The organism is Spiroplasma endosymbiont of Dactylopius coccus, from assembly GCF_977110965.1.
In genome coordinates this window covers 635,276-648,162 of the sequence record NZ_OZ373019.1, presented here as the reverse complement: position 1 = coordinate 648,162, position 12,887 = coordinate 635,276, and the positions used below count along the sequence as shown (strand labels likewise).

The following is a 12,887-nucleotide window of genomic DNA, read 5'->3' as shown; positions in this document are numbered from 1 at the left end:
TACTTTAATATAAACTTGCTACCTTTATTTATATAAAAGGTAGTTTTAAAATACAAATTAAATGGAAATAACATAAAAATAAAATAAATTTATATCTATAAGGAGATAATTATGACAAAAATTAAAAAAAATAAAAATAATTACCACATTGCAACTAAATTAGTTCATTGTGGTAATTATAATGATAAATTTGGAGCCGCTCTACCTCCTATTTATCTATCAACAACTTTTGCTTTTGATAGTGCCGAACAAGGTGGTAGGATATTTAATTTACAAGAAGAAGGATATGTTTATACAAGAATTGGTAATCCAACAACAACTGTTTTAGAAAAACGAATGGCACATTTAGAAGGATCAGAAAAAGCAATTGCTTTCTCATCGGGTATGGGGGCCATTGCATCTACTTTTTGAACATTATTGAATGCTACTGACCATTTATTATCATCAAAAACAATTTATGGTGGTACTCATTCACTTATTGAAAAAAAATATCACGCTTTCAAATTGAAGTTGATTTTGCTGATTTTACTAAACTTGATGAAATTAAAAAAAATTTAAAACCAAATACTAAAGTTGTTTTTTCGAAACACCAGCTAATCCTACTTTAGAAATTTTAGATATTAAAGCAATTAGTGATATTGTCCATCAATATAATCCACAAATTCAAGTAATTGTTGATAATACTTTTTCTACACCAATCATTACTAAACCTTTAATTTTTGATGCTGATATTGGAATGGCAACACTTTTTAGGACTATTTTTTGGTAGACACTTGTTCTTGATATTTGATAGGAGTTAAGTAGTTTAAAGTGCTGTGGATTCTTATGTTGTTGTATCAATTGATATAATCAAATAATTCTAATTTTAATTGGATTAATGATGTAAAATTTTTATCATTAATAAATTCAGTTTTGAAAGTTTTAAAAGTTGCTTCAGCAACAGCATTATCATAAGGACAACCTTTTTTGCTTAAAGATCGAGTAATATTGAATGCTAATAAAAGATTATTAATAATTTTATTGTTAAATTCATTACCTCGATCACTATGAAATATTTGGATATCTTTTAAACAGCGATTTGATTGCATAAATGCTTGATATACTAGTAATGCATCTTTTTTAACTCCAACACTATGTCCAATAATTTCGCGGTTAAATAGGTCTATTAATAGGCAAATATAGTTTCATTTACCATTAACTTGAACGTAAGTTAAATCACTAACAATAACTTCATTTTTAACCCTATTATTAAAGTTTCTATTAACAAGATTGGTTATTTGACTATTATTGACTTTATTATGATGATTTTTGAATGATAATTTAGTGTATTTTGATATTAAATTATGCTTATTCATAATTTCTTTAATTTTTCTGCGTGATAAATAAATTTCTTGGTTTTCTAAAATTTTTTTTAATCTTCTAGTACCATAAACTTCTTTATTTTCTTTAAAAGCACTAATAACAGCTTCATCATACATATTATTTTTGATTTTATTTTCTTTTTTCTTTAAGTTAAAATAATATGTTGATTTAGATATTTTCAAAAAACGACACATTGTGCGAATTTTATATTTAACTTTATTTTTAGCAATAATTTCTACTTTCTGCCTATTATTAGTGCTGCTTGCTTTAAAATATCATTTTCCATTCTTAATTGTTTTAATTCTTTTCTTAATTTAATTAATTCATTTTCTTCAACAGAACGATTATCTTTAGTTTTAAAACTACCTGAATTAGTAAATTGCTTAATTCAATTATAAGTAGCTGCTCTTGTAACATTGTACTCTTTAGCAAGACAAGACACTGACTTACCGCTTTGATATAAAGCTACTATTTGTTTTTTAAATTCATCTGAATATGAGTTAATATTGGCCATAATTATACTTCCTTTCTTTTCACTAATTTGTTCACTTGTCTACGTAATTAGTGTCCAATAAAGTGTAACCCATCCAGAGTTTTTATTTTGAAAGGATGAAAAAATGAATAAAAATTTACAAGAAGAATATGAATGAATTAATAAAGAATTGATAAAAATAATCATTGATAAAAATCAATTTACTCCAGAAATTATTAGTAATAGAGTTAATTTAGCTCAAACTACTATTGTTGATATTAATGAAAATTTAAAAAAACAAAAGATTAGCAAATTTAAAAAAATTAGTTATTTAATATTAAAAATATTTACTTTCGGAAAAATTGATAAAAATAAAATAATTAAAGAAAAAAATGATTTTTTTATAAAAATATCAAAAGAACTTTTTGGAAATATTAAAAAAGTAAAAGAATTATATATAAGAAAATCAAATAGTGAAATAAATATAGATGTTAATAAAATTAATAATGCAACTTTAAATAATTTATTAATAAATCCGAATAAATCAAACTTACCACAAATGTAAAAACGATAGATTGCAATTACAATTTCTTTTATATTTAAAATCAATTTTAGGTCACCAAATTTGCTCATATACAAATGATTTAAAAATTTATATGGTTTAGTATTCACAAAATGTAAATCTTATATAACTTTAATTAGGAATTATTAATATCCATATCTTAAAGGATGATTTTTATTGGGTATATAAACTTTTTTAGTTTTTATTAAATTTTCTTTGATAATTGGTTTTAAAGCTATTTCTTTTAGTTCATACATTTGATTATTGTAACTAAGATATAAGTCATTAATAAATGATTTAAGTACAATTACATCAGTTCTAGGTTGTATATATTGAACTTTGTTATTTTTGGAAAATATTTTTTACTATAATCAATTGCTGTTCTTGCTTTATCATCATAAAAATAAATTGCTTGGTCAAAATTTTCAAAATTATCCATTAATCCTAAAATTTCATTTACATAAGCATTAATTTTTTCATTTTCATTAATAAAATCATTGGGTGTAACTACTAATTCACAAATAACATAAGGGTCATAATATCCAGTATTATTATATTCTTTAAAACCAACTATCATAAATACAATATGGTCTTTTGGTCCCGTAGCTCAAGCAATACCAACTGAATAAAAATCAAATTTATACATATCTTGTTCTTGATTATAAAATTGTTTTAAATCATATGGTTGTCAATATTTTACTGTTTTTTGAAATGGAAAAATTGTTGCATCACTATCTAAAAATTCAAAACCATAAAAAACAGTATTGAATTCATCAGGATTACTTTTTTCCATTTTTAATAAAGTTTTTTGTTGAATTTCAGGTAATTTTTTTCAAAATGGTTGAATAGTAAATCTTAAAATAAATAAGCCTAAACCACTAAATATATCTTTATTTTCATAATAAACTTTGCCAATTTTTTTAAGATTTTTAATTATTTCATCATTTAATGGTAAAAATGGCGTACAGTATTTTAAATAAAATGGATGATATTTATCATAAGGATTACATGTAAAAGTAATAAAGAAACTTTTATAAAAATAACGAGTAATTAATTTTCCAAAAGTAGGACTATATATATTTTTATCAATAAAAGTTCAACTTCATTCTTTAATTGGTTCATTTGAAACTTTAATACGATTACTTCTAAACATAGAATTTTGTAAACGCTCATATCTATATGTTAATTGCTTTTCTGTTAGTGTTTCTTTTTCTTCTGCCATTATTATTTCATCAGTACGTGAACCCAAAAAACTTGACCCACCCGCTTCTTTTCCAAAAATTTTATTACCATTAGCATAACCAATAAAATCAATTTGTTGATTATTAGGAAAAATAATACATCCACCATCTTTGGTTATTTTTCATTTAATACCATGTGTATTATTAGGTAATAAATTAATATTATATGTATCTAATAAAACTTGACAAACATTCATTAAAGCACCAATTGTAGTTTCACTATGAGTATTTTCATATCGTCTTACTTCTTGAACACTACTATCACTAAAATTACAACATATAAATAAATCAAATGCTAAGCAGTTTCAAGTTTTTCTTGTTCCACGTGCTGTTGGTATAAAACGATAAAAACAATTAGTAGTGAAAAATTCTGCTCATTCATCACCAACAAATTGTTTAAAAATATCTCAACTAAAACCATAATTATTATCACTAAAATTAAGATTATATTTTTTATTTAGTTGTGCATAACTAGTAATAAAAGCCATATTTACTCCTTATTAACATATATAAGTTAAAATTAAATTATTTAAAAGAAAGGAACATTAAAAATGTTAAAATTACCATTCCTTAATCTTTTTGATTGAGACAAACACGATTTTAATCAAGATGAATTAAGTTTAAAACAAACAGAAGAATTATTTGCAAAAATAGATGAACAACTATGAAATGAATGTGATAAATCTGTATATAAATCATATAGATTCAGAGAACGAAAATTAAAAGCAAAAAAAGGTTTATTAAATTATAAACGACGTATTTGTAAGTATTATAACATAGAAAAACAAAAAACTGAATATGTATCGTTATTAGATAACTATCTTGGTGTTAAAAAATATAGTAAACTTGCACCTAATGTTATTAAACAAATTTTAAAATTTTTTGCTGATGGAAAAAAGTATCGTGATGTTTGTGATACTTTTATTGAAGATTTAATAAGTACTAGTACAGTTTGTAGAACATATCAAAAATTTGAATTGCCAAAAGCAAATATCCCTAAAATAGTATTACAACCAAATCAAACTTTATATATAAATATTGATGATGGACATATAAAATTTAAGTTTAATGAAAAACACAATACTAAAAATTGTAAAAAATGTTCTATGAGATTAATAGTATTTTGTACTGGTAAAAAGAAAAATGGAAAATTAATTAATAAAAGAGCAGTTTGTAAAATAAGAGTATCAAAAACAGAAATTGGTGCAGAAAAAACAGTTAAATTTATTCAAAAATATGGTAATTTATATTTTAAAACTTTGACCAAGCAAATTTAATAGTTTGTGGAGATAGTGCAAAATGAATTAGAAAAACTGCTACAATTTTAAATGCTAAATTTATTTTGGATAAATTTCATGCTTTTCATGTTTTATTTCTTGGTATAATGGCAGGAAGAAGAAAAAATAAAATTGCTAAACTACATTATGAAAATGCAATAAATTTATTTGCAAAAGGTAAATATTATGAATTAATTAATTTTTTACAATTACTAACTTTACAATATAAAAAATTAAAAGTTGGTTATTTTATTAATGCCAAAGATGGTGTATTAAAATACTTTAACTAAAATTTTAAGAACAGGATTAAGTCCATTAAGTGCTATGGTAGGAGTTAGTGCTTATTATGGTCAATATTTAAAAGACCCAATTTTAGGTTCTATTAATTCTTTGTTATTTAGTAAGAAGTTGGCAATTGATATATGAAATATTAATCAAAGACCAACTACTAAAAATAAAGTTATTAATAGTTATAAAAAGATATTTTTAGGATTAGGAACAATTGGTTTAGTTAATTATGCTAAGTTTGTTAATTATGTAGATAAGTCAGTTTTTTTATTAAGAACCTGTTTGGAATCTTTTAAACATAATTAAACTAAAAAAGGGAATAATTATTTCTAACCTGACAGTTAATTAACATTTTATTTTCTTTGTCATTTTTTTGTTAAAAAGATTTTATCATTTGACAACTTATCGATTAAAAATTTATTTTTCAACTATAAAATAACATTTATGATATTAATTTAATCAAAAATAAGTTAAAAAAGATCCTAAACAGGTTCTAAGAGATGAACCATGTTTTTGACCACCTTGTCCTACACCACCACCAATTCCTACCCCAATACCAACACCTAGTCCAATAGTTAATAAACCTTTTGTAGACTGAGATACTTATATATCTTTAAATAGTTTTGGTATAGCAAATGTTATTAGTGGTTTAACTGAATTAATACCTAATAGATTTGAAACTATACGTAAAATAGCGAATACGGGTACTGGTGGTTGTTTGATTAGTAGTGGTGTTGCTGGGTATTAATAATGATTTTAATAATGCTTATGCAATACCTACTATAATTGCCGGTGCAAGTGAGATTATAAATACTTTATTGTTACCGTTAAGAAATACACATAATAATACAGAATTACAAGAAGTATTTACTGATGAAAGAGCAAGATTAATTAATGCTAGTGTTAATGATTATCAAAGTACAGATGACGGTATGGTTGATGTTGATTTAAATGATGATAATATGTCGGAGATTAATTTAGATAGAGCAAGTTTAAATTGGGATTATTCTTATGTTTATACGTTAGGTGTTGTTTAAAATGAAAAAAATAAAATGAAAAAATATGTCAAAACAAAAGTTACATAAGAAAAAAGCAAAAAGAAATTTTGAACAGAGATTATATGAAAATATGAATTTTAATAATTTTTTAGGAGGTAAAAAATAATGGTTAAATGGATAGTTGTTATAATTACTGTTCTTGGTACTTCTTGATTTTTTAAAGATTCTATTAAAAAAGTTAGTTTGAAAATTTAAACATAAAAAACATGAAGTAATTGAACCCGATTGTTGATATTGTAAAGAACAGAAGCGTAAAGAAAGAGCAAGAAAAGAATTAGAGAAGGGAGGTGATTAGTATGCCAAAAGGTTTAAGTGCCTTAATTGATATGATTGGAGGCATTGGTGAGAAATTATTAGAATCTTTTAGTTATGTATTTAATTGAGTATTTGCTGGTGATTCTATAATGACAAATTGACCGGTTTTAATTCCAATATTTATTATGGTATTAGTGTTTATTAAAGAATTTATTGGACATATTATTAGGGGGTTTAGATAGAAAAAAAATGAAACTTATTTTTAGGAGGTAATGGTTATGATTAAATTATTTTTTGCAATAATTTTTGTTTTTCCTTTATTAGGTAAACTTTTACCTTCTTTAAATAATATTGTGCAAAATATTTTGCAAAGTTATATTACTGATTTTTCTGGTTTGCATAATTTATCTTTGGTTATTAAAAGTTTTATTTTTGGTGATAATTCACAACATATAATTTCAATGCCAGCACCATTATTAGCAATTATTTTAGTACTTTTTACTTTTTCTTTAATTTTAAAATTATTAAAAATAATATAGGATTTTTTTATTATGGGTGTTGCTTTTATTTCAAAAGTTTTAGAACCTGTTTAGGATCTTTTTTAACTTATTTTTGATTAAATTAATATCATAAATGTTATTTTATAGTTGAAAAATAAATTTTTAATCGATAAGTTGTCAAATGATAAAATCTTTTTAACAAAAAAATGACAAAGAAAATAAAATGTTAATTAACTGTCAGGTTAGAAATAATTATTCCCTTTTTTAGTTTAATTATGTTTAAAAGATTCCAAACAGGTTCTTAGAATTATTTGGAGAAATTTTTATGAAATTTTGAAATTTGCCAATGGCAGATTTAGGTTTTAATTTAGGTACTTTTGTTGTTTTTATTCTTTTAATAAAGTTTGCTATGTCAGTTTTTTTAAATATTGATATTCAACCAGTTTCTACATCGGGGACTGTAAAGCAAAGTTATAAAAATATTAAGGGTAGTTCAGAATTTGTTGGAAAGCAAATTGCTAAACAACATGAAAGAAAGCGTTTAAGAAATAAGGCAAAGGGTATTGAAAATAAAAAAGGGAAGTTTGTAGGTAAATAGTTATGTCTAATTTTGTAGTTAGTATATTGCATTTTATTTTTATATTTTCTAGTAGAGATATTCAAATATTTTTAAATCAACCAAATATTACTAATGAAGTTTATATTTTGTTTAATTTGACTTTTTGGTTGGTATTAGGTGTATTTTTTAATTTTATTTATCGTAGTATTAAATTTATTTTTAGGTCATTATTTGGGTAGGTGTTAGAACCTGTTTGGAATCTTTTAAACATAATTAAACTAAAAAAGGGAATAATTATTTCTAACCTGACAGTTAATTAACATTTTATTTTCTTTGTCATTTTTTTGTTAAAAAGATTTTATCATTTGACAACTTATCGATTAAAAATTTATTTTTCAACTATAAAATAACATTTATGATATTAATTTAATCAAAAATAAGTTAAAAAAGATCCTAAACAGGTTCTTAGATTTTAGAGAAAGGAGAAAGTATTAAAGAAAGGAGAAATAGAAAGAAATATGCAATTTTATTTACAAGCTGATGTTGGTCAAGCTGTTATAAATACATTAAAAGCTTGAGGATTTTGAAGTGCAATTTTAGCAACGATATTTGTAATTTTTTAGGTTGATTTTTAACGAAGAGAGGGACATTTAAAAAAGACTGAGAAGCAGTTTTAATTAAAATTGTTATGGTTGTTGGTTTACCATCTTTAGCTTTTGATGGTTTTATGACAAATACAACAACAGAGCAAGTTAAAACGCAAGTTGCAATTTTACTAGTTGGTTTTTTATTCTATATGATACTGGGAATAGTTGCTAAATATTTTTATATTAAATATGATAAGGATATTCAAGATACATTAGCAATGTGTACTGTATTTGCTTCAACAACATTTTTTGGAATTCCTGTAGTAATAGCACTATTTGATAATGGAGCTGCCACCTTACTGGCTAATATTTTTAATATTCCATATCGAATATTTTTATATTCATTAGGGTTTATTGTAATGAGCAAACCTATTAAAGCAGCAGTAGTAACAAAAGGACAAACTGGTGCTGATTTTATTGTTGATACAAAACTAAATACTGATGGATATGCACAAATTAAATCAGAAATGAAAGTAATAAAAAGAGAAAATTTAATAAAGAATGTAAAGCAGATTTTTTTAAATCCAATTTTAATTGCAACTATGGTTGGATTTATTTTTTGAGTTACACAATTAATTCCTGGAATTGCTATTGTTCCCGATCAAAATGATATTACTAGTGGTCAATATTTTTCACCATTACGATTAGATAATACATTTCCACCATTGTTTAAAGTAACAAAAACTTTAGAGGCATTATGTACGCCATTAGCATGATTGGCAATTGGAATTACTTTAGCAAAAGGTAATTTTAAAGATGCTGCACAAGATAAAAAAGTATGATTTGGAATGGTAATGAAAATTATTTTAGCACCATTATTTGGATTAGCATTAGTTTGTGCAGTTGGTCAATTGGAAAAGAAACCGGAGCATGAAAATTAGATACTGTTGGATTAGGCGTTATTGTAATTATGTTAGCAGCCCCCCAGCATCAGTTATTGTTGCCTATTCAATTGCTTACAAAAAACAGCCATTGTTAACAAGTAATTTAACATTAATTGCTACATTATTTTCAATTATTTCATTACCATTTTGAGTAATTATTACTACAGCGATTGGCGCAACACCGTTATTTAGTTAAAATATAAACAAAAGAAAGGGAATAAAAATATGGCAAAAAAAATTAAAATGGTTTGTTATGGTGTTCGTAAAACAGAAAAGATTTTTTTTGAAACATTAAATAAAAATTATGGATATGATTTAACGTTAATTGAAGAGTATTTAACAAAGGATAATATTGAAACGGCAAAGGGATATGAAGCAGTAATGGTTCGTGCTAATTGTGACTGTTATGAGCAAAATTTATTAAAAATGAAAGAATATGGCGCGTTAAATATTTATTAACTAGAACTGTTGGTTATAATCATATTGATTTAAAAAAAGCTCATGAATTAGGTTTTGAAATGGCATATGTACCTGGTTATTCGCCCAATGCTGTTAGTGAATTAGCAGTAAGTATGGGAAACGGCTTACTTCGAAATTTATTTTATATTGCTAATCATCAACAAAATCATAATTTTAAAATTGATGATTTTATGTTTGCCAAAGAAATTCGTAATTCAACAATAGGAATTATTGGAACTGGTCGTATTGGTTATCAAGCAGCTAAGGCATGACATGGAATGGGAGCAAAGGTATTAGGATATGATATTTATGAAAGTGATCAAGCAAAAAGTATTCTAACTTATTGTGATTTAAAAACTTTACTTAAAGAATCGGATTTAATTTCATTACATTGTCCATATATTAAAGAAGAAAATTACCATTTAGTTGACAAGAATTTTTTAGCAAAAATGAAGCCTGGATCAGTTTTAATTAATGTAGCTCGTGGTGAATTAATGGATTTACAAGCAGTTTATGATGCAGTTAAAAGTGGTCATTTAAAAGGTTCTGGTTTGGATGTTTTAGAAAATGAAAGCAAAGTTTTTTTAAAGATTTTGCTGGAAAACCAACTCCCGATAATATTACAAATAAATTATTATCATTATATCCACGTGTTATTGTGACACCACATATTGGATCGTATACTGATGAAGCTGTTAAAAATATGATTGAAATTACTTATGAAAATTTAAAAGTAATTTTATCTGGTCAAGAATGTAAAAATAAAATTTAATTTAATAATTGATTATAGTTATTTTACATATTGTATATGAAAAAGATAATATGAATTTTAATATATACTGATGTATTATGTTATAATAACATCAAACTTAATATAAGTTTTTTACCTATTTACTTTATTTTAAAGTAAATAGGTTTTTTATTCTAAATTTCAAATAAGGAAGATTAAAAGATATATCCATTATAGAAAAAAGAGAAAAATTAAATAATAAAGTAAAAAATAATGTTACACCCATTGAACTTATTGCAGCGGGTAGTACTATTGGAGTTGTTACTGGTGCTGCAAAAGTTGTTGGTATTGGTGTTGCAGCTGTTAATTTAGTTGCTTCTACGGTTGCTACTATTGTTACTGGTGATGATGGGGGTGATGCTGCTAATATTGTTACTAATGTAGCCTCTATTACTTGTGCAGCCGGAGGGGTTGCTATTCTTGGTACTCCTACTATTATTGGTTTGGTTGCTGTTGGTGCCATTAGTGGTGCTATCGATGGTGGTTTTGAAATAAGTCAAATGTTAGCAAAAAAAGATGATAAAAAACAAGAAGAGCAAAAATTAGATTTTGAAGGTTCAAAAAAAATTATAAATTCAAATTTAGAAAATTTATATTCTTCAAAAAGTGTATACAATTCTAATACATCAACAATGTAAAAGGTAATTTATTAAAACACATCAATTTCTTCTTTACTAAAAAAAATAAAATATATTTTTTAAATTTATTACTTTATTTTAAAGTAATAAATTTTATTTTAATTTTATAGTAGAAAAATGAAAAAAATATTCTTTTTATTACACATTTTTACACTAATAATTTTATATTTATTTTATTTTTAATAAATAAAATAAATAATTGTTTTTTTAAAAAAATATTATATAATTTTATTTGTATTATTTAACTTAAAGTTTAGTATAAATAAACAAAAGGAGAAAATAATCAATATGAAAATTGGAAGAAAGTTAAAAACTTTAAGATTGAAACACAATTTAACTATGGAAGAGTTAGGGAAACGTTGTGATTTATCAAAGGGATTTATTAGTCAGTTAGAGCATGATGTTTCTTCACCTAGTATTGAAACACTAAAAAGTATTTTAGATATTTTTGATTGTCCATTATCAACCTTTTTTGCTGGTGAAGTTAAAGAAAAAATAGTTTTTAAATCACAAGATGTTACTGTTAGTCACGAAGAAGATTATCAAATAAAATGAATTATTCCTAATGCTCAAAAATTAACATTAGAACCAGTAATTTTAACTTTAAAACCATTTGGTAATTCAAATAAAATTCCGCCATTTCAAGGTCAGGTCTTTGGATATGTATTAAGTGGCACAGTATTTGTTCATTATGGTGCAACTAGAGTAAAAGCAGTAGCTAATGAAGCATTTTATATTAAAGGTAATGAAAAACATTATTTAGAAAATCCCAATAATTCAATTGCAACTATTTTATGAGTTTCAAATCCACCAATTTTTTAAACCATTTAAAGGAGGAAATTATGAGTGTAAATATTTTAGAATTACGTAATATTACCAAAGAATATGATGGTAAAGTTGTTTTAAAAGGAATTAGTTTAAATATTCATGAAGGTGAATTTCTTACCATTCTTGGTCCTAGTGGTTGTGGTAAAACAACATTATTAAGTATTATTGCTGGTTTTGAACAACCAAACAATGGTCAATTATTGTTTAAAGGTAAGGATTTAACTAAAATTCCAATTCATAAAAGAGAAATAAATACTATTTTTCAAAATTATGCTTTATTTCCACATTTAAATGTTTTTGATAATATTGCTTATGGTTTAAAGTTAAGAAAAATTGATCGTGAAAAAATCAAAAAAGAAGTTAAAAAAGCTTTAGATTTGGTTAAATTAAATGGTATGGAAGATAAAGATGTTAATGATTTATCTGGTGGTCAAAAACAAAGAGTAGCAGTAGCTAGAGCATTAGTTCTTAATCCTAAAATTTTATTATTAGATGAACCTTTTGCTGCTTTGGATTTGAAATTACGTCAACAAATGCAAGTAGAATTAAAAAAAATTCAAGAAGAAATTAATATTACTTTTATCTTTATTACTCATGATCAAGAAGAAGCATTTATTATGTCAGATCGGGTAGTTGTTTTAAATCAAGGTCAAATTCAACAAATTGGGACACCACAAGATATTTACAATGAGCCTGAAAATAAATGAACATCACAGTTTGTTGGTAGCTCGAATGTTATTGAAAATGGTGTATTTGTTAATGATTATTGTGTTCGTTTTGACGGTAAAAAATTTGCATGCTCTGATACTGGTTTTGGTGAACAAGAACGTAATATTGATATTGTTATTCGACCAGAAGATATTGATTTAGTTAATGCAGGTAGTGGTTTTTTTGATGGAACTATTAAAACTATTGCTTTTAAAGGATTATTATGAGAAATTGAAATTATTGCTAATAAACGCAAATGGATAGTTCATACTACTGATAATTTTGAAGTAGGTAACCGTGTTGGTTTAAAATGAAATGTTGAAGATATTCATGTTATGTGAAAGGAAATTGAAGAGTAA

Annotated in this window: 17 protein-coding genes and 2 pseudogenes; 16 read left to right on the top strand and 3 right to left on the bottom strand. The window is 24.5% G+C overall.

From position 1 onward, the window contains the following. The first annotated feature begins 111 nt into the window (after positions 1-111). Both ACXUB0_RS04075 and ACXUB0_RS04070 read left to right on the top strand, forming a co-directional pair. A complete protein-coding gene (locus ACXUB0_RS04075) occupies positions 112-558 on the top strand; it encodes a PLP-dependent transferase (RefSeq protein ID WP_458257848.1) in 447 nt (148 codons plus the stop codon). A 46-nt stretch (positions 559-604) separates the two neighbouring features. Next, positions 605-769: a PLP-dependent transferase gene (locus tag ACXUB0_RS04070; protein ID WP_458258791.1), complete on the top strand. Its 165-nt coding sequence runs from the start codon at positions 605-607 to the stop codon at positions 767-769. Here the strand turns inward: ACXUB0_RS04070 and ACXUB0_RS04065 are convergent. After that, positions 756-1,876, bottom strand: a protein-coding gene (locus ACXUB0_RS04065; protein WP_458257454.1) for an IS3 family transposase whose coding sequence is annotated in 2 segments (ribosomal slippage) — positions 756-1,600 and positions 1,600-1,876 — 1,122 coding nt in all. Because the reading frame shifts where the segments join, the coding sequence is not laid out codon by codon here. The genes ACXUB0_RS04070 and ACXUB0_RS04065 overlap by 14 nt on opposite strands. A gap of 103 nt (positions 1,877-1,979) precedes the next feature. Here ACXUB0_RS04065 and ACXUB0_RS04060 point away from each other — a divergent pair. Next, positions 1,980-2,399 carry a hypothetical protein gene (locus ACXUB0_RS04060; RefSeq protein WP_458257688.1) on the top strand — a complete coding sequence of 140 codons (420 nt, stop codon included), beginning with the start codon at positions 1,980-1,982 and terminating at the stop codon, positions 2,397-2,399. A gap of 143 nt (positions 2,400-2,542) precedes the next feature. On the opposite strand, the pseudogene ACXUB0_RS04055 reads toward ACXUB0_RS04060, so the two are convergent. Next, positions 2,543-2,769 (bottom strand): annotated as a pseudogene (locus ACXUB0_RS04055) (ISNCY family transposase); the annotation flags it as partial. 1,419 nt (positions 2,770-4,188) lie between these two features. On the opposite strand from ACXUB0_RS04055, the gene ACXUB0_RS04050 reads away from it, so the two are divergent. From ACXUB0_RS04050 to ACXUB0_RS04005, 10 genes and pseudogenes are all read left to right on the top strand, one after another. After that, a complete protein-coding gene (locus ACXUB0_RS04050) occupies positions 4,189-4,914 on the top strand; it encodes a UPF0236 family transposase-like protein (protein ID WP_458257847.1) in 726 nt (241 codons plus the stop codon). A 107-nt stretch (positions 4,915-5,021) separates the two neighbouring features. Continuing rightward, complete coding sequence (locus tag ACXUB0_RS04045) at positions 5,022-5,204, top strand: hypothetical protein (protein ID WP_458257846.1); 183 nt, start codon at positions 5,022-5,024, stop codon at positions 5,202-5,204. A gap of 34 nt (positions 5,205-5,238) precedes the next feature. Next, positions 5,239-5,508 carry a hypothetical protein gene (locus ACXUB0_RS04040; protein WP_458257845.1) on the top strand — a complete coding sequence of 90 codons (270 nt, stop codon included), beginning with the start codon at positions 5,239-5,241 and terminating at the stop codon, positions 5,506-5,508. A gap of 425 nt (positions 5,509-5,933) precedes the next feature. Continuing rightward, a complete protein-coding gene (locus tag ACXUB0_RS04035) occupies positions 5,934-6,239 on the top strand; it encodes a hypothetical protein (protein WP_458257844.1) in 306 nt (101 codons plus the stop codon). 1 nt (position 6,240) lies between these two features. Further along, positions 6,241-6,366, top strand: coding sequence for a hypothetical protein (locus tag ACXUB0_RS04030; RefSeq protein ID WP_458257843.1), 126 nt, complete (start codon positions 6,241-6,243; stop codon positions 6,364-6,366). Between the two features lie 190 nt (positions 6,367-6,556). Continuing rightward, a complete protein-coding gene (locus tag ACXUB0_RS04025; protein ID WP_458257842.1) occupies positions 6,557-6,757 on the top strand; it encodes a hypothetical protein in 201 nt (66 codons plus the stop codon). A gap of 36 nt (positions 6,758-6,793) precedes the next feature. Beyond that, complete coding sequence (locus tag ACXUB0_RS04020; RefSeq protein ID WP_458257841.1) at positions 6,794-7,054, top strand: hypothetical protein; 261 nt, start codon at positions 6,794-6,796, stop codon at positions 7,052-7,054. A 286-nt stretch (positions 7,055-7,340) separates the two neighbouring features. Continuing rightward, positions 7,341-7,613 (top strand): hypothetical protein, encoded by a 273-nt coding sequence (locus ACXUB0_RS04015; protein ID WP_458257840.1) that lies wholly within the window; start codon positions 7,341-7,343, stop codon positions 7,611-7,613. Positions 7,614-8,157: 544 nt separating this feature from the next. Then, positions 8,158-9,102: an AEC family transporter gene (locus ACXUB0_RS04010; RefSeq protein WP_458257839.1), complete on the top strand. Its 945-nt coding sequence runs from the start codon at positions 8,158-8,160 to the stop codon at positions 9,100-9,102. A 228-nt stretch (positions 9,103-9,330) separates the two neighbouring features. Next, positions 9,331-10,336, top strand: a pseudogene (locus ACXUB0_RS04005) (NAD(P)-dependent oxidoreductase). Between the two features lie 124 nt (positions 10,337-10,460). On the opposite strand, the gene ACXUB0_RS04000 reads toward ACXUB0_RS04005, so the two are convergent. Next, on the bottom strand, positions 10,461-10,817 hold the full coding sequence (locus ACXUB0_RS04000; protein WP_458257838.1) for a hypothetical protein: 357 nt from the start codon (positions 10,815-10,817) through the stop codon (positions 10,461-10,463). On the opposite strand from ACXUB0_RS04000, the gene ACXUB0_RS03995 reads away from it, so the two are divergent. From ACXUB0_RS03995 to potA, 3 genes are all read left to right on the top strand, one after another. After that, on the top strand, positions 10,798-10,992 hold the full coding sequence (locus ACXUB0_RS03995) for a hypothetical protein (protein WP_458257837.1): 195 nt from the start codon (positions 10,798-10,800) through the stop codon (positions 10,990-10,992). The genes ACXUB0_RS04000 and ACXUB0_RS03995 overlap by 20 nt on opposite strands. Before the next feature lie 288 nt (positions 10,993-11,280). Beyond that, positions 11,281-11,814 (top strand): helix-turn-helix domain-containing protein, encoded by a 534-nt coding sequence (locus ACXUB0_RS03990; protein ID WP_458257836.1) that lies wholly within the window; start codon positions 11,281-11,283, stop codon positions 11,812-11,814. Between the two features lie 20 nt (positions 11,815-11,834). Beyond that, the gene (gene potA, locus ACXUB0_RS03985; RefSeq protein ID WP_458257835.1) at positions 11,835-12,887 is read left to right on the top strand and encodes a spermidine/putrescine ABC transporter ATP-binding protein; all 1,053 of its coding nucleotides are present in this window, start codon (positions 11,835-11,837) and stop codon (positions 12,885-12,887) included.